Annotated in this window: 17 protein-coding genes and 1 pseudogene; 17 read left to right on the forward strand and 1 reads right to left on the reverse strand. The window is 71.2% G+C overall.

Features of this window, described 5'->3' with window-relative positions; genetic code table 11:
- Positions 1-4: 4 nt before the first annotated feature.
- The 15 genes and pseudogenes from nusA (at position 5) to AC5L38_RS12375 (ending at position 15949) form a co-directional block, all read left to right on the forward strand.
- Positions 5-1000 (forward strand): transcription termination factor NusA, encoded by a 996-nt coding sequence (gene nusA, locus AC5L38_RS12305; RefSeq protein ID WP_350972934.1) that lies wholly within the window; start codon positions 5-7, stop codon positions 998-1000.
- Positions 984-1286, forward strand: a complete 303-nt coding sequence (locus AC5L38_RS12310; RefSeq protein ID WP_386158602.1) for a YlxR family protein — start codon at positions 984-986, stop codon at positions 1284-1286. Before nusA ends, AC5L38_RS12310 begins: the two co-directional genes overlap by 17 nt.
- A 143-nt stretch (positions 1287-1429) precedes the next feature.
- Positions 1430-4606, forward strand: coding sequence for a translation initiation factor IF-2 (gene infB, locus AC5L38_RS12315; RefSeq protein ID WP_495242896.1), 3177 nt, complete (start codon positions 1430-1432; stop codon positions 4604-4606).
- 110 nt (positions 4607-4716) lie between these two features.
- Complete coding sequence (locus tag AC5L38_RS12320; RefSeq protein ID WP_344920595.1) at positions 4717-5016, forward strand: DUF503 domain-containing protein; 300 nt, start codon at positions 4717-4719, stop codon at positions 5014-5016.
- A gap of 69 nt (positions 5017-5085) precedes the next feature.
- Positions 5086-5565, forward strand: a complete 480-nt coding sequence (gene rbfA, locus AC5L38_RS12325; protein ID WP_495242897.1) for a 30S ribosome-binding factor RbfA — start codon at positions 5086-5088, stop codon at positions 5563-5565.
- Entirely contained in the window at positions 5562-6566 is a 1005-nt protein-coding gene (locus AC5L38_RS12330; RefSeq protein ID WP_495242898.1) for a DHH family phosphoesterase, read from the forward strand. The genes rbfA and AC5L38_RS12330 overlap by 4 nt, the downstream gene beginning before the upstream one ends.
- A gap of 30 nt (positions 6567-6596) precedes the next feature.
- A complete protein-coding gene (gene truB / locus AC5L38_RS12335; protein WP_495242899.1) occupies positions 6597-7496 on the forward strand; it encodes a tRNA pseudouridine(55) synthase TruB in 900 nt (299 codons plus the stop codon).
- A 156-nt stretch (positions 7497-7652) separates the two neighbouring features.
- Positions 7653-8606, forward strand: a complete 954-nt coding sequence (locus tag AC5L38_RS12340) for a bifunctional riboflavin kinase/FAD synthetase (RefSeq protein WP_495242900.1) — start codon at positions 7653-7655, stop codon at positions 8604-8606.
- 270 nt (positions 8607-8876) lie between these two features.
- Positions 8877-9146: a 30S ribosomal protein S15 gene (gene rpsO / locus AC5L38_RS12345; protein WP_389912439.1), complete on the forward strand. Its 270-nt coding sequence runs from the start codon at positions 8877-8879 to the stop codon at positions 9144-9146.
- Positions 9147-9465: 319 nt separating this feature from the next.
- Positions 9466-11826: a polyribonucleotide nucleotidyltransferase gene (locus AC5L38_RS12350; RefSeq protein WP_495242901.1), complete on the forward strand. Its 2361-nt coding sequence runs from the start codon at positions 9466-9468 to the stop codon at positions 11824-11826.
- Positions 11826-13139: a M16 family metallopeptidase gene (locus AC5L38_RS12355; protein ID WP_495243118.1), complete on the forward strand. Its 1314-nt coding sequence runs from the start codon at positions 11826-11828 to the stop codon at positions 13137-13139. Before AC5L38_RS12350 ends, AC5L38_RS12355 begins: the two co-directional genes overlap by 1 nt.
- A 203-nt stretch (positions 13140-13342) precedes the next feature.
- A complete protein-coding gene (gene dapB / locus AC5L38_RS12360; RefSeq protein ID WP_495242902.1) occupies positions 13343-14080 on the forward strand; it encodes a 4-hydroxy-tetrahydrodipicolinate reductase in 738 nt (245 codons plus the stop codon).
- Positions 14081-14244: 164 nt separating this feature from the next.
- Positions 14245-14352 (forward strand): annotated as a pseudogene (locus AC5L38_RS12365) (hypothetical protein); the annotation flags it as partial.
- Positions 14353-14389: 37 nt separating this feature from the next.
- Positions 14390-14899, forward strand: a complete 510-nt coding sequence (locus AC5L38_RS12370) for a GNAT family N-acetyltransferase (RefSeq protein WP_495242903.1) — start codon at positions 14390-14392, stop codon at positions 14897-14899.
- Positions 14900-15412: 513 nt separating this feature from the next.
- Complete coding sequence (locus tag AC5L38_RS12375) at positions 15413-15949, forward strand: DUF402 domain-containing protein (protein ID WP_495242904.1); 537 nt, start codon at positions 15413-15415, stop codon at positions 15947-15949.
- A 135-nt stretch (positions 15950-16084) separates the two neighbouring features.
- Here AC5L38_RS12375 and AC5L38_RS12380 read toward each other — a convergent pair whose 3' ends face one another.
- Positions 16085-17278 carry a serine hydrolase domain-containing protein gene (locus tag AC5L38_RS12380; RefSeq protein WP_495242905.1) on the reverse strand — a complete coding sequence of 398 codons (1194 nt, stop codon included), beginning with the start codon at positions 17276-17278 and terminating at the stop codon, positions 16085-16087.
- Positions 17279-17414: 136 nt separating this feature from the next.
- Between AC5L38_RS12380 and AC5L38_RS12385 the strand changes: the two genes are divergently transcribed.
- Together AC5L38_RS12385 and AC5L38_RS12390 are read left to right on the forward strand one after the other, a co-directional pair.
- On the forward strand, positions 17415-18641 hold the full coding sequence (locus AC5L38_RS12385) for a sensor histidine kinase (RefSeq protein ID WP_495242906.1): 1227 nt from the start codon (positions 17415-17417) through the stop codon (positions 18639-18641).
- Positions 18638-19297 carry a response regulator gene (locus AC5L38_RS12390; protein WP_495242907.1) on the forward strand — a complete coding sequence of 220 codons (660 nt, stop codon included), beginning with the start codon at positions 18638-18640 and terminating at the stop codon, positions 19295-19297. Before AC5L38_RS12385 ends, AC5L38_RS12390 begins: the two co-directional genes overlap by 4 nt.
- Positions 19298-19333: the final 36 nt, after the last annotated feature.

Here is a 19333-nt window from a genome sequence, read left to right on the forward strand (position 1 = left end):
CGACATGAGCGTCCTGCGCAGCCTGGAGCGGGAGAAGGACATCTCCTTCGACCTGGTCGTCAAGGCGATCGAGGACGCGCTGCTGATCGCATATTTCCGGAGCGAGGGAGCGGCGGCCAAGGCGCGCGCCGAGCTCGACCGCAAGTCCGGGCACGTGACAATCTTCGCCGCCGAGCTCGACGACGAGAGCGGGGAGGTGCTCAGGGAGTTCGACGACACCCCGGGCAACTTCAGCCGCATCGCCGCGACCACCGCCAAGCAGGTCATCCTGCAGCAGCTGCGCGACGCCGAGGACGAGATCAACTTCGGCGAGTTCGCCAGCCGCGAGGGCGAGCTGGTGGCGGGAGTCATCCAGCAGGGCAAGGACCCGAGGGTGGTCCTGGTCGACCTGGGCAAGATCGAGGCGGTGCTGCCGCACAGCGAGCAGGTCCCGGGCGAGGAGTACGTCCACGGCGACCGCATCCGCTGCTACGTGGTGCAGGTCAAGAAGGGCCACAAGGGCCCCTCGGTGACCCTGTCGCGCACCCACCCCGGCCTGGTGAAGAAGCTCTTCGCGCTGGAGGTGCCCGAGATCGCCGACGGCACGGTCGAGATCGCCGCCGTCGCCCGCGAGGCCGGTCACCGCACCAAGCTCGCGGTCAGGTCGCGGCGCCCGGGGGTGAACGCCAAGGGCGCCTGCATCGGCCCGATGGGCTCGCGGGTACGCAACGTGATGACGGAACTGCACGGCGAGAAGATCGACATCATCGACTGGTCGGAGGATCCCGCGGATTTCGTGGGGAATGCACTGTCGCCGGCCCGTGTTTCCCACGTAGAGGTGATCGACTTCGACGGCCGCGCCGCGCGCGTGACCGTGCCGGACTACCAGCTCTCCCTGGCCATCGGCAAGGAGGGGCAGAACGCCCGGCTGGCCGCCCGCCTCACCGGCTGGCGGATCGACATCCGTCCCGACACCCAGCCGGGGGACGCGGCCGGTCCCGCAGATGCGCCCACACGGTAAGCTGGAATATGGTGGCCAGGCTGCCCCACTGAGAACATGTGTGGGGTGCCGGGTTCGCACGGTTTCCTCCGAGCTGCTCCGCCTGGTGGTGGTCGAGGGCGTTATCGTCCCTGACCTGCGAAGACGGCTCCAAGGTCGTGGTGCTTCACTGCATCCCACCTTGAGCTGTCTCGAACTCGCAGAGCGTCGCCGAGCGTTTCCGCGTGCTTTTCGCGTCGCGGAATCACTCGACCTGTCGCGGCTGCGTGGCCACCTGGAAGAGCGACACGCTGAAAGGATCGGGTGAAATGGTTACCGACTGTCATGTAGGACGCCGATTTGATGGGCTGGTCAGATAGCTATGAGCGCCTGATGAGCATGCGGCGATGAGTACGTCAACGTAACGACGGTCCGGCGGCACTGCCTCCCGGGCCGAGACAAGGGAGTGCAGTGGCGAAGGTCCGGGTATACGAGCTCGCCAAGGAGTTCGGTGTGGAGAGCAAGGTCGTCATGGCCAAGCTCCAGGAGATGGGCGAGTTCGTGCGTTCGGCGTCCTCGACTATCGAAGCACCGGTAGTCCGCAGGCTCACGGAAGCTTTGGGCGGCCCCAGTAAGGGCTCGTCCGACAGGGGCAGAGGCCCCAGGCCGCCTCAGGCGGCACCTCGGCCGGGAGACGGCCAGCCAAACGGCGCCCCCGCGGCGTCGACATCCATCCCCAAGCCGGGACCGGCCCCCAGGCCGGGTCCTCGTCCGGGTCCCGCACCGGCTCGCCCCGCGGCCCCCGCGCCGCAGGCGGCCCCGCCGGTCGTCCCCCCGGCTCCGCCGGTCCAGCCCCCGCAGCCGCCGCGTCAGCAGCCGCCGCAGGTGCAGGCCCCGCGGTTCGAGGCACCCCGCACCGACAGCGGCCGCCCGGCGGCCTCCGGCCCCGGCCCCAAGCCGGGTCCCAGGCCCGCTCCGCGTCCGGGTCCGGCCCAGCGCCCCGAGGCGCGTCCCGAGGGCGGTCGTCCCGCGGGCGGTCCCGGTGGAGCGCCTTCGGGCCCCAGGCCCGGTGCCGGTGCCCCCGGTGCCGGTGCGCCCAAGCCCGGTCCGCGTCCGGGCCCGCGTGGCCCGCGCCCCGGCAACAACCCGTTCTCGTCCAACGCCAGCGGCATGGGCCAGGCCCGTCCGCCGCGCGCCGGCGGTCCCGGTGGCCCCGGTGGTCCCGGCCGTGACGGTGGTCCCGGCGACAGGGGGCCGCGTCCCGGTCCCCGCGAGGACCGCGGTCCCCGTCAGGACCGCGACAACGCCGGTCCCCGTCCGCCCGGCGCCCGTTCCGGCCCGCCCGGATCCGGTGGCCCGCGTCCGGGTCCCGGTGCCGGCGGTCCGCGTCCCGGTGGCGGTGCGGGTGGCCCCGGCGGCCCGCGTCCCGGTGGTCCGCGTCCCAGCCCGATGATGATGCCCCAGGGCCGGCCCGCCGGTCCCGGTGGCGGTGGTGGCGGCGCAGGCCGTCCCGGCGGCGGCGCGGGTGCCGGTCGTCCCGGTGGCGGCGCCGGCCGTCCCGGCGGCGGTGGCGGTCGTCCCGGTGGCGGCGGCGGTTTCGCCGGTCGCCCGGGTGGCGGTGGCGGCGCAGGCCGTCCCGGCACCGGAACCGGTGGTCCCGGTGGCGGTGGCGGCGGTTTCGCCGGTCGTCCCGGTGGCGGTGGCCGTGGTCGCGGTGGAGGCACCGCGGGCGCGTTCGGCCGTCCCGGAGGACGCCCGACCCGCGGTCGCAAGTCCAAGCGCCAGAGGCGTCAAGAGTTCGACAACATGCAGGCCCCGGCGATCGGCGGCGTGCAGGCCCCCCGCGGCAACGGGCAGACGATCCGCCTGTCGCGCGGCGCCTCCCTGTCGGACTTCGCCGACAAGATCGGCGCGATCCCGGCGTCCCTGGTGCAGATCATGCTGCACCTGGGCGAGATGGTGACCGCCACGCAGTCGGTCAACGAGGAGACGCTCCAGCTCCTGGCCGCCGAGCTCGACTACAACCTGCTTGTGGTCAGCCCGGAGGAGGAGGACCGCGAGCTCCTGGAGACCTTCGACATCGAGTTCGGCGAGGACGAGGGCGACGAGTCCGACCTGGTCGCGCGCCCGCCGGTGGTGACCGTCATGGGTCACGTCGACCACGGTAAGACCAAGCTGCTCGACGCCATCCGCAACACCAACGAGGTGGCGCGGGAGGCCGGTGGCATCACCCAGCACATCGGTGCCTACCAGATCTCCACCGTCCACGAGGACGAGGACCGGAAGATCACCTTCATCGACACCCCGGGTCACGAGGCGTTCACCGCCATGCGTGCCCGCGGTGCCAAGGTGACCGACATCGCCGTCCTGGTCGTCGCGGCCGACGACGGCGTGAAGCCGCAGACCGTCGAGGCGCTCAACCACGCCCAGGCGGCCGACGTGCCGATCGTCGTCGCGGTCAACAAGGTCGACAAGGAGGGCGCCGACCCGGGCAAGGTCCGGGCCCAGCTCACCGAGTACGGCCTGGTCGCCGAGGAGTACGGCGGCACCACGATGTTCGTCGACATCTCCGCCAAGAACGGGATCGGCATCGAGCAGCTGCTCGAGGCCATCCTGCTCACCGCGGACGCCGAGCTCGACCTGCGGGCCAACGCCACGATGGACGCCCAGGGCGTCGCCATCGAGGCGCACCTCGACAAGGGCCGCGGCCCGGTCGCGACCGTGCTGGTCCAGCGCGGCACGCTCCGCGTCGGCGACTCGATCGTCTGTGGCGAGGCCTTCGGCCGCGTCCGGGCGATGCTCGACGACAAGGGCGAGGCGATCCCGGAGGCCGACCCGTCCCGTCCGGTGCAGGTGCTCGGTCTGACCGCGACGCCGGGAGCCGGTGACAACTTCATCGTCGTCACCGACGACCGGATGGCTCGCCAGATCGCCCAGCAGCGCGCCGCGCGCAAGCGCATCGCGGACATGGCCAAGTCCGGCCGGCGCCGCACCCTCGAAGAGCTCTTCAGCGAGATGGAGAAGGGCCAGGTCGACGAGCTCAAGCTCATCATCAAGGGTGACGTCTCCGGTTCCGTCGAGGCTCTCGAGGACGCGCTGCTCAAGATCGACGTCGGCGACGAGGTGCGCCTGCGGGTGCTCCACCGCGCCGTCGGTGCGATCACCGAGTACGACGTCAACCTGGCGGTCGCCGACGACAACGCCGTCATCATCGGCTTCAACGTGCGTCCCGAGGTCAGGGCGCGCGATCTGGCCGAGCGCGAGGGCGTCGACATCCGCTACTACTCGGTCATCTACCAGGCGATCGAGGAGATCGAGGCGGCCCTGAAGGGCATGCTCAAGCCGGAGTTCGAAGAGGTCCAGATGGGCACCGCCGAAGTCCGCGAGGTCTTCAAGGTGCCGAAGATCGGCAACATCGCCGGTGCGCTGGTCCGCTCGGGCACGATCGTCCGCAACAGCAAGGCCCGGATCATCCGCGGCGGGGTCGTCATCTCCGACAACCTCACCGTCTCCTCGCTGCGCCGTTTCAAGGACGACGCGACCGAGGTCCGCGAAGGGTTCGAGTGCGGTATCGGTGTCGGCTACAGCGACATCAAGATCGATGACGTCATCGAGACCTTCGAGATGCGGGAGAAGCCGCGCGTCTGATGCCTCGGCAGGCGAAGGAACCGTTCCGCCGGCCGCGCCCCTCGGGGGCGCGGCCGGTGGGCGGGGCCCGCGCCCCGTGGCACGACGACGATCGTGGCGAGTGACCCACCATGTATGTAGGTGCTCTGACACTGGACATCCTGCTCGGCGACGTCCACTCGCTGAAGCAGAAGCGCTCGGTGGTGCGTCCCATCGTCGCCGAGGTGCAGCGACGGTTCCCGGGTGTGGCCGTCGCGGAGACCGGCCACCTCGATCTGCACCGCCGTACCGAGATCGGGATCGCGGTCGTCTCCGCCACCGCCGCCAACTGCGGCGCGGTGCTGGACGACTGCGAGCGACTGATCGCCTTCCACCCGGAGATCGAGCTGCTGTCCGCCAGGCACCGGCTCTACAACGAGGACGAGGACTAGATACGGAGACGGCCGGTCGGCGGAAGCACCCCTACCGCCACCGGCCGTCCCCGTGAGAAGGGGGGAGCTATGGACGCCGCACGCGCACGCAAGATCGCCGACCGGATCCAGCAGATCGTGGCGGAGATGCTGGAGCGCCGGATCAAGGACCCCAGGCTGGGGTTCGTGACCGTCACGGACACGCGCATCACCAACGACCTGGGTGAGGCCACGGTGTTCTACACCGTGTTCGGCTCCGAGGCCGAGCGGGCCGACTCCGCCGTCGCCCTGGAGAGCGCCAAGGGGCTCATCCGCTCGGAGGTGGGCCGCCAGACGGGCCTGCGCCACACGCCGACGCTGACGTTCACCCACGACCCGCTCCCCGACAACGCCCGTCACCTGGAGGACCTGCTCGCCGAGGCGAAGGCCAGGGACGTGGAGATCGCCAAGCGGGCCGAGGGCGCCGCGCACGCCGGGGACGCCGATCCCTACCGCAAGCCCGAGGAGCGGGAAGACGGCGACGGCGAGGAAGACGAGTCCTCGGAACGCGCGGGACACTCCGCGACGTGACGCCCGACCTGCGTGACGACTCGGCGGGCCCGGTGTCCGGTCAGGACTGGGCCCGGGCCGTCGAGCTCATCTCCGCCGCGGACGAGATCGCGCTGGCCTGCCACGTCTCGCCCGACGGCGACGCGCTCGGCTCCATGCTGGGCGTCGGGCTCGCGCTGCGCGCGGCGGGCAAGCGGGTCACCGCCTCCTTCGGCGACCGGCGCTTCACGGTGCCCAGGCTGCTGCGCTTCCTGCCGGGGCAGGACCTGCTGGCCGCCCCCGCGCACTACCCCGCGTCGCCCGAGGTGATGGTCACCTTCGACGTCCCCACCGTCGGGCGTCTCGGCGTGCTGGCCGGCAACACGGTCAAGGCGCAGGAGCTGGTCGTGCTGGACCACCACCCCTCCAACACCGGGTTCGGCACCCTCAACCTGGTCGACCCCGGCGCCGCGGCCACCGCCGTGCTCGCCGAGGAGCTGATCCACCGGCTCGGCCTGCCGGTCGACAAGGACATCGCGACCTGCCTGTACGTCGGGCTCGTCACCGACACCGGCTCCTTCAGGCACTCCTCCACCACTCCCGAGGCGCACGCCATGGCCGCCCGGCTGCTGGCCGTCGGGCTCGACCCGGAGAAGATCGCCCGCGAGCTGTGGGACCGTTCCCCGTCCGGATACCTGAAGGTGCTCGGCGTCGTGCTCGGCAGGGTGCGGCTGGAGCCCGAGGTGGGCGGCGGCCTGGTCTGGACGTTCGTCACCCGCGCCGACCGCGCCGCGTACGGGCTGCCGTACGACGAGATCGAGGGGATCATCGACGTGATCCGGCGCACCGACGAGGCGGATGTCGCCACGATCCTCAAGGAGGACGACGACGGCGTCTGGCAGGTCTCCATGCGCTCCAAGGGCGGGGTGGACGTTTCGCGCGTCAGCGCCGCGCTGGGGGGCGGCGGGCACGCCAAGGCGGCGGGTTTCACCTCCCACCAGCCCGTCGAGGAGACGATCGCGAGTCTCCGGGCACTGCTGTAAAACCTTCCCGGTACGCCTGTAAGGATCGAAATGAGTACGGCTCGCGCCAAGCGCACCCCGCCGCCGAGCGGACTGATCATCGTTGACAAGCCCGCCGAGTGGACCTCGCACGACGTCGTGGCCAAGCTCCGCGGCATCGCGGGCACCCGCAAGGTCGGCCACGCCGGCACCCTCGACCCGATGGCCACCGGCGTGCTGGTGGTCGGCGTCGAGAAGGCCACCCGCCTGCTCGGCCACCTCGCGCTCACCGAGAAGGGCTACGACGCCACGATCCGCCTCGGCCAGTCCACCAACACCGACGACGCCGAGGGCGAGATCATCGCCACGGCGTCGGCGGCACAGGTCGCCGAAGAGGGGATCAGGAAGGGCGTCGCCGCGCTCACCGGCCCGATCATGCAGATCCCGCCGCAGGTCAGCGCCATCAAGGTGAACGGCGAGCGGGCCTACAAGCGGGCCAGGGCGGGCGAGGAGGTCGAGCTGAAGGCCCGTCCGGTGACCGTCTCGGGCTTCGAGATCACCGCCGTGCGCCGGCACGGTGACCTCGTCGACGTCGACGCCTCGGTGTCGTGCTCCAGCGGCACCTACATCCGCGCTCTCGCCCGCGACCTGGGCGCCGACCTGGGGGTCGGCGGCCACCTGACCGCCCTGCGCCGTACCCGGGTGGGCCCCTACGACCTGTCGGGGGCCCACACCCTGGAGCGGCTCGCGGCCGAGTGCGTGATCCTGCCGATGGCCGACGCGGTCGCGGCGGCCTTCCCCCGCCGGGACGTGACCGCCGAGGAGGCGGCCTCCGTCGCGCACGGGGGGCGGCTGCCCGCGCTGGGCCTGGGGAGCGGGCCGATCGGCGTGTTCGGCCCCGACGGCACCCTGGTGGCGCTGGTGGAGGAGCACGACCGGATCGCCAGGTCCCTGGCGGTTTTCGTCCCCTGAGGGCCTGCTCTTTAATATCTGTCCGGTTCGTCGGGAAAAGTGCCGCGGATCCCGTGGTCGGCGGCGGGTCGCGGCCAAGGGGCTCCCCGATTGGGGAGAAGCGCCGGGAGCATGGCAGGCTTTAGGGGTTCATCCGCTACGAGGGAAGAGGCTGCGGTGCGAGGCTGGCACGGATTGGACGACGTGCCCGGAGACTGGGGCAGGTCCGTCGTCACGATCGGCGTCTTCGACGGCGTTCATCGCGGGCATCAGCAGATGGTGGCCCGTGCCGTCGCGATGGCCGCGCGTCTCGGGGTTTCCTCGGTGGTGGTGACCTTCGACCCGCATCCGGAGGAGGTCGTGCGGCCCGGCACGCACCCGCCGAGGCTGACGACGGCCAGGCACCGCACCGAGCTGCTCGCGGGGCTGGGCGTCGACGCGGTGTGCGTCCTGCCGTTCACGCTGGAGTTCTCCAGGATGAGCCCGGACGAGTTCGTGCAGACCGTGCTCGTCGACCGGCTGCACGCCGCCGGGGTCGTGGTGGGGGAGAACTTCCGCTTCGGCCACAAGGCCTCCGGCGACGTCGAGACGCTGCGCACCCTCGGGGAGAAGTACGACTTCGTGGCCGAGGCGGTCCCGCTGGTCAGCGACGGGGAGACGATCTCCTCCACCCTGATCCGCGAGCAGATCGCCGCCGGGGACATGGAGGCGGTCACCCAGACGCTCGGCCGCCCGCACCGGGTCGAGGGCGTGGTCGTGCGCGGCTACCAGCGTGGCCGGCAGCTCGGTTTCCCGACGGCCAACCTGGAGTCGCCGGAGTTCACCGCCATCCCCGCCGACGGCGTCTACGCCGGCTGGCTGCAGGGGGTCTCGACCGGGAACCTGCCCGCCGTCTACGGCGGCGAGCGCTGGCCCGCGGCGATCTCGGTGGGCACCAACCCGACCTTCGAGGGCGTGCCCCGCACGGTCGAGGCGTACGCGCTCGACCGCGACGACCTCGACCTCTACGGCGCCCACGTGGCCGTGGACTTCGGGCCGAGGCTGCGCGGCAACACCAGGTTCGACTCGATCGAGGCGCTCGTCGCGCAGATCCACGCCGACGTGGACGAGGTACGGCGCCTGACGAGCTGATCTCTCCCGTCCGGTCCCACCCGCCACACGCCCACCGCGCCACGAGGCCCCTGCTGCCCTTCCATCCCCGCTCTCGCCGGGGTTCCCGGGAGGGGCGCGCCGGGCTCTCGTACGATGTGCGGGGGCGTCGAACCCGGTGGTAACCTGGCATGTCAGCTCTGTAACCGGTGTCTCATGATCCCGGTGCTGATCTCGCCACGGCGACTGTAGGCACGCACGGTCGTTCGGGGAGCCGGAATTGCGCGTGCCCGCAGAGGTTCAAGGAGAAACGTGTCGCTCGACACCGCAGCAAAGAAGCAGATCATCGGTGACTACGCCAAGGGTGAGACCGACACCGGTTCCCCCGAGGTGCAGATCGCGCTGCTCAGCAAGCGCATCAGCGAGCTCACCGAGCACCTGAAGGTGCACAAGCACGACCACCACAGCCGTCGTGGCCTGCTGCTGCTCGTCGGCCGCCGTCGCCGGCTGCTGAAGTACCTGCAGAGCAAGGACATCACGCGCTACCGCTCGCTCATCGAGCGCCTCGGCCTGCGCCGATAGTGTCATGGGGGGGTGGCGTTCGCGCCGCTCCCTCATCTCATATGGGGCGGTGTCGGCGCGTCGCGCCACGAAGACGCCGCCCCAGTGAGCAAACTGAATAGCCGAGACAGTGCCCCGCGTCCGCAAGCAAGCGCGCCCCACGGCGTCGGAGGGCCGGTCCTCGGTAGTGGCCCCCGGTCATCATGGCACAAGCCATACGGAACCGGGCGCTTCGATCGAAGACCGGCGCTGCACCTACGGGGAGCCGGCAACACGACGAACCAGGCGCGACACGTGCGTCTGGCCGGACGCGGGCGACCGACCCACAAGGAGGTCCCCCGTGGAGGGTGTCCACAGCAGCGAAGCCGTCATCGACAACGGCTCATTCGGCACGCGTACCATCCGGTTCGAGACCGGGCGGCTCGCGCGCCAGGCGGCGGGTTCCGCCGTCGTCTATCTCGACGACGACACGATGGTCCTCTCCGCGACCACCGCGTCCAAGAACCCCAAGGAGAACCTCGACTTCTTCCCCCTCACGGTGGACGTCGAGGAGCGGATGTACGCCGCGGGCCGCATCCCCGGCTCGTTCTTCCGGCGCGAGGGCCGTCCCTCCGAGGACGCCATCCTCACCTGCCGCCTGATCGACCGGCCGCTGCGCCCCTCGTTCGTCAAGGGTCTGCGCAACGAGATCCAGGTGGTCGCCACCGTCATGGCGCTCCACCCCGAGCACCTGTACGACGTCGTGGCGATCAACGCCGCGTCCCTCTCCACCCAGCTCGCCGGGCTGCCGTTCTCCGGCCCGATCGGCGGCGTCCGCGTCGCGCTGATCGAGGGCCAGTGGATCGCCTTCCCGACCAACACCGAGCTGGCCAGCGCCACCTTCGACATGGTGGTCGCGGGCCGCGTCCTGGCCGACGGCGACGTCGCGATCATGATGGTCGAGGCCGAGTCCACCCGCGACACGCTCAAGCTGGTCGCCGAGGGTGCCGTGGCGCCGACCGAGGAGACCGTGGCCCAGGGCCTCGAGGCCGCCAAGCCGTTCATCAAGGTGCTGTGCGAGGCGCAGTCCAAGGTCGCGAAGGTCGCCGCCAAGGAGACCGCCGAGTACCCCCTGTTCCTCGACTACCAGGACGACGTCCTGGAGGCCGTGACCGGCGCGGTGAAGAGCGAGCTCGCCTCCGCGCTGACCATCGCCGGCAAGCAGGAGCGCGAGACCGAGCTCGACCGGGTCAAGGCCCTGGTGCTGGAGAAGGTCGGCCCCGACTTCGAGGGCCGCGAGAAGGAGATCGGCGCCGCGTTCCGGTCGCTGACCAAGAAGCTCATGCGCGAGCGCGTCATCGCCGAGGGCGTCCGCATCGACGGCCGTGGCGTCAAGGACATCCGGCAGCTCAGCGCCGAGGTCCACATCGTGCCCCGCGTGCACGGCTCGGCCCTGTTCGAGCGCGGCGAGACCCAGATCCTGGGCATCACCACGCTCAACATGCTCCGCATGGAGCAGATGATCGACACGCTCAACCCCGAGCGCACCAAGCGCTACATGCACAACTACAACTTCCCGCCCTACTCCACCGGTGAGACCGGCCGGGTGGGCTCGCCCAAGCGGCGCGAGATCGGCCACGGCGCGCTTGCCGAGCGGGCGCTCCTGCCGGTGCTGCCGCTGCGCGAGGAGTTCCCGTACGCGATCCGCCAGGTCTCCGAGGCGCTGAGCTCCAACGGCTCGACCTCCATGGGCTCGGTCTGCGCCTCGACGATGGCGCTGCTCGACGCGGGCGTCCCGCTGAAGGGCATCGTCGCGGGCATCGCGATGGGCCTCATCAACGAGGGCGACCAGTACGTCACGCTCACCGACATCCTCGGTGCCGAGGACGCCATGGGCGACATGGACTTCAAGGTCGCCGGCACCAAGGACGTCATCACCGCCCTGCAGCTCGACACCAAGCTGGACGGCATCCCCGCCTCCGTGCTGGCCGCCGCGCTGAAGCAGGCCAAGGGCGCCCGCCTCGCGATCATCGACGTGATGCAGGAGGCGATCGACTCCCCGGCGGAGATGAACGCGACGGCCCCGCGCATCATCACGATCAAGATCCCGGTGGACAAGATCGGAGAGGTCATCGGCCCGAAGGGCAAGATGATCAACCAGATCCAGGACGACACCGGCGCCGAGATCACCCTGGAAGACGACGGAACCATCTACATCGGCGCCACCGACGGCCCGTCCGCCGAGGCGGCCAGGTCGGCGATCAACGCCATCGCGAACCCGCACATGCCGGAGGTCGGCGAGCGCTACCTGGGTACGGTCGTCAAGATCGCGGCCTTCGGCGCCTTCATCTCCCTCATGCCGGGCAAGGACGGCCTCCTGCACGTCTCCCAGATCCGCAAGCTGCACGGCGGCAAGCGCATCGAGAACGTCGAGGACGTCATGAACGTCGGCGAGAAGGTCCAGGTGGAGATCGCCGAGATCGACTCGCGCGGCAAGCTCTCCCTGGTGCCCGTCGAGGTCATCGAGAAGGAGGCCGCGGCCAGGGCCGAGTCCGGCGACACCGAGACGTCGGCGGCGCCGGCCGCCCCGGCGGCCGAGGCGTCCGCGGCCGAGGAGCGGCCCCGCGAGGAGCGGCCCCGCCGCACCCGCACCCGCAGCAGCAACGGCGGCGGCGGCGGCGGTAACCGCGGTGGCGGCGGAGGGGAAGACCGCAACTCGTGATCACCACCACTCTGCACCCCGGCAGGGACGGCGCCGGGGTCGTGAAGCGCACCGTCCTTCCCGGTGGGCTCCGGGTGGTGACCGAGTCCATGCCGACCGTGCGTTCCGTCGCGGTCGGCATGTGGGTCGGCATCGGGTCGAGAGACGAGTCCCCCCAGCACATGGGCTCCTCCCACTTCCTTGAGCACCTCTTGTTCAAGGGCACGCCCACGCGGGACGCCCTGGAGATCTCCGCGGCCATCGAGGGCATCGGCGGTGAGATCAACGCGTTCACCGCCAAGGAGTACACCTGTTACTACGCGCGGGTCCTCGACGAGGACCTGCGGGTGGCGATCGACGTGCTCTCCGACGTGGTGACCTCCTCGATCATCAGCGCCGAGGACGTCGAGGCCGAGCGTGGTGTGATCCTGGAGGAGATCGCCATGCACGACGACGACCCCTCGGACGTGGTGCACGAGCAGTTCTCCGCCGAGCTGTACGGTGACACGCCGGTCGGCAGGCCGATCCTCGGCACGGTCGACTCGATCACCGCGGTCACCCGCGACCGGATCGCCGAGTACTACCGGCGTTACTACCTGCCCACCCACACCGTGGTGTCGGTGGCGGGCAACGTCGACCACGAGCAGGTGGTGGCCCTGGTCGCCGCGGCCTACGAGCGGGCCGGGGCCCTGGGCGGGGACGCCTCGCCGGTGCCCCCGCGCGTGTCGGGGCCCGGCGTCGAGCTCCGCTCCGGCACGCGGGTGGTGCACCGGCCGACCGAGCAGGCCAACCTGGTCCTCGGCACGACCGCGCTGACCCGCACCGACGAGCGCCGCTTCGCGCTCGGCGTGCTGAACGCGGCGCTGGGCGGCGGGATGTCCTCGCGGCTGTTCCAGGAGATCAGGGAGAAGAGGGGCCTGGCCTACTCGGCCTACTCCTACACCTCCGCCCTGGCCGACACCGGCCAGTTCGGCATCTACGTCGGCTGCCTGCCGTCGAAGATCGACGACGTGCTGAAGATCTGCCGCGAGGAGGTGCTCCGCGTGGTCGCCGACGGCATCACCGAGGAGGAGATCGTCCGCGGCAAGGGCCAGATGCGCGGCGGCCTCGTGCTCGGCCTTGAGGACACCGGTTCCCGGATGTCCAGGATCGGCAAGGGCGACCTGGTCTTCGACGAGCTGCTCTCGGTCGACGACCTGCTCGGCAGGATCGACGCGGTGACCCCGGAGCAGATCACCGAGGTGGCCCAGGACGTCCTCACCCGCCCGATGTCCCTCGCGGTCATCGGCCCCTACAAGGAGGACAGGGACTTCAGCGCGGTCGTCACCGGCTGACGGTCCCTCCCTGTTCGACGTACGAGCGGCCCCGGCGCATCCCGCGCCGGGGCCGCTCATCGTTCCGCGTCCCCGCACGAGAGGCCGCGGCGCGTCCCGTACCGGGGTCGCTCGCCGTCCCGGGTCTCCGTAAGAGGGGCCGTGGCGCGTCCCCCGCCGGGGCCGTCCTTCGTTCCGGGGGCCTTCGGTATAGCCTTGGGCCCGTGATCAGGGTTGGAGTACTCGGCGCCCGAGGGCGCGTCGGTGTCGAAGTGTGCAAGGCCGTCGAGGCGGCGGACGATCTGGAGCTGGTCGCGGCCGTCGACCAGGGAGACCCGATCGAGGAGCTGGAAGGCGCCGAGGTGGTGGTCGACTTCACGCACCCCGACGTCGTCATGAAAAACCTCGAATGGTGTGTCTCCCACGGCATCCACCCGGTGGTCGGCACCACCGGCTTCGACGCGGGAAGGCTGGCGACCTTGAAGGGCTGGCTGGACGCCAACCCCGGCGTCAACGCGCTGATCGCCCCCAACTTCGGCATCGCGGCCGTGCTCATGATGCACTTCGCCCAGCAGGCGGCCCGCTACTTCGAGTCGGCCGAGATCGTCGAGCTGCACCACCCCAACAAGGCCGACGCGCCCTCGGGCACCGCCCGCCGTACGGCCGAGCTGGTCGCCGAGGCCCGGCGCAAGGCGGGGTCGGCGCCGATGCCCGACGCCACCAGCACGGAGCTCGACGGGGCGCGCGGCGCCGACGTCGACGGGGTCCGCGTGCACGCGGTGCGGCTGGCCGGGCTCATCGCCCACCAGGAGGTCATCCTGGGCGGCGACGGCGAGATTCTCACCATCCGCCACGACACCATGAACCGCTCGTCGTTCACCCCGGGCGTGCTCCTGGGCGTGCGCAGGGTGCGCGAACTCCCCGGCCTCACCGTCGGCCTGGAGCACCTTCTCGACCTCTAGCACGTGGTCTCGCCGGGCCCGCCGACGGCATCGGCGTCACTTCGCCGGAGACCAGCCCGGCGCGTGATCTCGCCGGGCCCGCTGACGGCATGGGTGTCGCTTCGCCGGGCCCGGGGTCCGGTCGTCTCCGGAACCCCGGGCCCGGCGCCGCTCGTTGATCGGCCATGACACCTCCCGAGCTCGCCTGCCCGCTCTGTCACGGCACCGAGTTCCGGCAGGAGCAGGGCAGGCTCGACAGCCGCTGGGGCGTCACCTCGCACCGATCAACCCTGATGATCTGCGAACGGTGCCGCTATATCCTCCAGTTCTATGACAAGCACTCCGTCTTCGACTTCGACCGAGGTCCGCTGGGCGCGGCCGGAGGAGCTGGCCGGGCTGGCCGCGGTGGAGCTCGCGGCCGACGGGGTCTTCGCCCAGGTCGGGATCGTCTTCCCGCCGGGGACCACGATGGTCGAGGAGGCCGACGACCCCTCACGGGTGCTCGTCGCGGGCGACCCGCCGATCGGGTTCGCCCTGTTCGGCCTGGTCGACGGGCAGGTCCACCTCGACCAGCTCGCCGTCCACCCCGACCACGGGCGCAGGGGGGCCGGTGGGAGCCTGCTGGAGGCTGTCTGCGAGCACGCGGCCTCGACCGGCTTCGCCGCCGTGACGCTGACGACCTACCGCGACGTGTCCTGGAACGCGCCCTGGTACGCCCGGCGCGGCTTCTCCGTGCTCGACCCCGCCGAGTGGGGGCCGGAGATGGTCAAGCTGGTACGCCACGAGCGCGAGCTGGGCATCGAGGTCGCCCCCCGCGTGGTGATGCGCCGCGTCCTGTGACGAGGCCGGTCCGGCGGACCGGAGAGCCGGGCCTCGGCGCCGCCCGTGGCCGACGGAGGGCCGAGGCTCGGTCCGGGCGACCATGAGTCTGCGTCCGGTGAAGGGCCGTCGGCCGTCGACCGCCAGGCTTGGCGAAGGTGTCCGATCGTCCATGGACGCGATGACGGGCGGTCGTCAGGTACGTGGGCTTCGCTCTGCCGGACGAGCCCCGGCCCGCTTCCGCTTCACGTGCCGGCAGGTCATCACGCCGCAGCCGCCGCGAAGGGCGTGGAACTCCGTCGTCAGGTGCGAGATGGATGACCGGAATCATCAGCGGAAACGCCTTTGCGCGCCGGGCCGGTGAACTGTGATCATGCCGCTCATGTTTCTTCTGCCGCATCGTCGCCGGCCGGGTCGAGCCCCCGCGGGCCATCCGCGAGGACGAACACGCCATCGCTCCCCTCAACCTCATCCGGGCGGTCGGAGGTCATCTATGACGGCCGAACCTCGCCGGCTCACCAGGAGGGTCGCGAGGTGACCGCGACGCCGCTCGTCGAGAATGTCTGGGTCCTTCACCGAACAGGTCAGCGGTGCCCCGGCCGGCGGATCGGGGAGGTCGTCGCCTACGACGCGCGCCTCTTGCCCGAGTATCAAGTGGCCGGACGGCCGACCGTCGATCGCAGCTTCCTGCTGCTCGACCAGGGCATCCAGTTGACCAGGCCCGTCGCGTTCGAGGGCCAGGTGGAGGGTTGGTGGTACATCGACCTGGTCGAGGTCGAACCGACCGAGGTCGGCCTTGTCGTCCATGACCTCTACGTCGACTTCCTGGTGCCACCCGGCGCTGATCGTTACCACGTCCTGGACCTCGACGAGCTCGCCGACGCCCTTTGCGGGGGCCAGATCACAGCCGCTCAGTGCGCCACGGTCCTTCGCAGGACGCAACGCTTCGTCGACCGGCACCTGCGTGCGAACGAGGAGGGTTCCGTCGGTCCTCCGCACCGGTTTCCGCCGGCCGACGTCGCGGTGCTCGCGTCGCTTCCCTGCTTCTTCGGACGGTCACCGGGGACATGACGTCGTCCGGCCGCTCAAGGTCCAAGGCGCCGGCCTCGGCGCGATCGCCGCCGAGATCGGCATCTCGAAGACCTCGCCGCGCCGATACCTGACACCGGAACCCGTCGGCACGGCCGGCGGCCCGTACGATCGCGGCTACCGGGTGATCAGCTGCTTGCAGAGGCTCTCGATGTCCCTCGTGACGCCGCCCTCGTAGTTGCACAGGTCGATGGCCAGGTAACCGTCGTCCGGGTACCAGGCCAGGTCGGTGGAGACGCCGTTGCTGCTGCCGCCGTTGTGGCCGAGGATCCAGTGGCCGTCGGTCAGGGTGGCGCTGGGCCCGTAGCATCCGAACAGGAACTGCGGGGGCTTTCCGGCCGGCGGCGGCCCCTGCGGTGGCACGGGGTTCTTCGGGCTCGTCGCCAGCCAGGTGTGCCGGGCGTCGAGCAGCTTGTTTCCGGTCAGCGCCGTCATGAAGGCGACCAGATCCGCCGCGGTCGAGTAGGCGCCGCCCGCGCCGTTGCCGAGGAACTCCACGCGTTCGAGGTTGTCGACGCGTGGCCCGCCCGCCCGAGGGTCCTGCGGGGCGTACGGATGGGCGATCCGCCGGCTGCTCCGGCACTGGTCGCGGTCGTAGAAGTCGGTACCCGTCATGCCGGCCGCCCGGAAGACATGCCGCCGTACGAAGTCGTAGAAGGTCTGGCCGGAGACGGCCGCGACGATGAACTGCAGCGTGACGTAGCCGGCGTTGCTGTACACATGCGAGGTGCCGGGCGGGAAACCGAGCGGGGCCTTGCGGACCAGGCGCAGCAGCCCGGCGGTCACCTCCGCCTCGCTGGACCAGCCCTGGATGACCGGGCCGTTGACCGGGCCGTAGATGTCGCCCATGCCCGAGGTGTGGGTGAGGAGCTGGTGCACCGTGACGGTGCCGGCGACCTCGGCGGGGAAGCCGTCCAGGTAGGTTCCGAGCTTCTCGTGGTACGCGACCTTGCCCTGCTGGACGAGCTGTGAGACGGCGATGCCGGTGAACATCTTGGTGATCGAGCCGAGCCCGAAGATCGTGTCCGGCTTGTTGGGCAGCGAGCGGCTCCTGTCGGCCATGCCGTAGCTGCGCGACAGCACCGGGCGGCCGTTGCGCAGAAGCAGGTACGTGCCGGAGTACTGGTCGGCGGCCGCCCGCTGTGCGATCAGCCTGTCGAGCGCCCCGCCCGGGAGCAGGTCGGCGGGCACCGGCTTCCCGGGCGCCCTGTCACCGGCTTCGGCGGCCTTGGGCATGGCGTTCACGGCGAGCAGTCCGCTCGCGCCGATCAGTCCGAGCGCGGCGCGCCGCGAGGTTCGATGTGTGCTCATGCGGGCAAGCCTGCGGTTCGCGATCCGCCGCCGGCATCGGCGCCGGGTCGCGACTTCGGTCTGTCGCGGGAGGTACGCGGACTCCGTCGGGCGACAGACGCGCCGCCCGGTCAAGAGACCGTACCCTCGGATGGTCATGGGAGAAAAGGCGCGGTGGGCGGTACACCAGGCGGCACCCGCTGCCGGCCTGCTCGCCGTGGCGTTGCTGTCCGGCCGGTCGCCGGAGCACGGTGTGCCCTGGTGGGCCGCCACCCTCGCGGCCGTGGTCGCGGTGGGCCTGCGCAACCGATGGCCGGTGGCGATGCTGGTGGTCTGCACGCTCTCGACGGCCGCGCACCTGTTCCAGGGCCGGCCCGTCGGAGTCGTCGACGGCTGCCTGCTCATCGTGCTGTACGCGGTGGGCGTCCATCGGTCGCGGAAGGTGTCGGCGGCCGCCCTCGCCGGCCTGCTGCTGGCCCTCGCCTGCTGGAGCGGCGCGTACGCGCTGCGCGGACGGCTGGTGCCCGGCCTTCCGGTGCTCGCCTTCCAGGTCACCCACTCGGCTCCCGGCCGGGTCGAGTTCGTCGCCGGTGACCGTCCTGGCGGCGCGGCCCGGTGGAGCGGCCCGGTGGTGCTCGGCTCGTTGCTGGTCGCCGGGTGGGCGGCCGGCTCCGGGACCCGCACCCGGCGCGCGTATCTCGACCAGCTCGCCGCGCGGGCGCGGGACCTCGAGCGCGAGCGCGAGCAGTCGGGCGCCCTCGCCGTCGCCGCCGAGCGCGGTCGGATCAGCCGGGAACTGCACGACGTCGTGGCGCACGGCCTGTCGCTCATCGTGATCCAGGCCCAGGGCGGGGCGGCGGCGCTGGACGTCGAGCCGGCCGAGACCCGGGCGGCGCTCGCGGCGATCGTGCACACCGGCCGCGAGTCGCTCGCCGACATGCGCCGCGTGCTCGGCGCACTGGGCGAGGTCGGCGACGCCTGGCACCCGCAGCCCGGACTCGCGCACCTGCCCGCCCTCGTGGACCGGGTACGGCGAACCGGTACCGGCGTACGGCTCGACATCGAGGGCGTCGCGGTGTCGCTGCCCGCACCGCTCGACCTCTCGGCATACCGCATCGTGCAGGAGGCGTTGACCAACGTGATGAAACATGCCGGACCCGGCGCATCCGCCTCCGTCGTGCTGGCGTACGCCGCATCGGCGCTCGACATCCGGGTGGTCGACGACGGCGTGGCGGTTCCCGTCCGTATGCCCCGGCCGGGCAACGGGATCGGCGGCATGCGGGAGCGGGTCCGCCTGCTGGGCGGGCACTTCAGGGCCGGCCCCCTTCCGGGTGGAGGCTTCGAGGTACGCGCCACGCTGCCGACCGAAGCATCACACGCATGATCCGGGTGCTGCTCGCGGACGACCAGGCACTTGTCCGGATGGGCTTCCGGCTCATCCTGCAGCAGGCGCCCGGCGTCTCCGTGGTCGGTGAGGCGGCTGACGGCTCACAGGCGGCGTCGATGACCCGCGAACTGCGGCCGGACGTGGTGCTGATGGACGTCCGGATGCCGGGGATGGACGGCGTCGAGGCGACCCGGCGGATCCACGCGGACGGCGGCCCGACGCGGGTACTGATCCTGACCACGTTCGATCTCGACGAGTACGTGTACGCCGCACTGCGGGCCGGGGCGAGCGGGTTCCTGCTGAAGGACACGCTCGCCGCCGACCTGCTCTCCGCGATCCGCGTGGTGGCGGCCGGCGACGCGGTGGTGGCGCCGAGCACGACCCGCCGCCTGTTGGAGCGCTACCTCCCGGTGGGGAGCGGGTCTCCGGCGCCCGAGGTACCGGATCCCGGTGTCCTGACCGAGCGGGAACGGGAGGTGCTGACGCTGATCGCCTGCGGAATGTCCAACGCGGAGATAGCCGACCACCTCTTCCTGTCGGAGGGAACGGTGAAGACCCACGTGAGCCGGGTGCTGACGAAGCTCGAACTGCGGGACCGGGTCCAGGCGGTGGTGTACGCCTACGAGACCGGTGTGGTCCGGCCGCGCGCCTAGAAGACGGATGAAGATCTTGGGTTCCGGCCCCGCCGC

The sequence above is a fragment of the Streptosporangium nanhuense genome, from assembly GCF_059358815.1.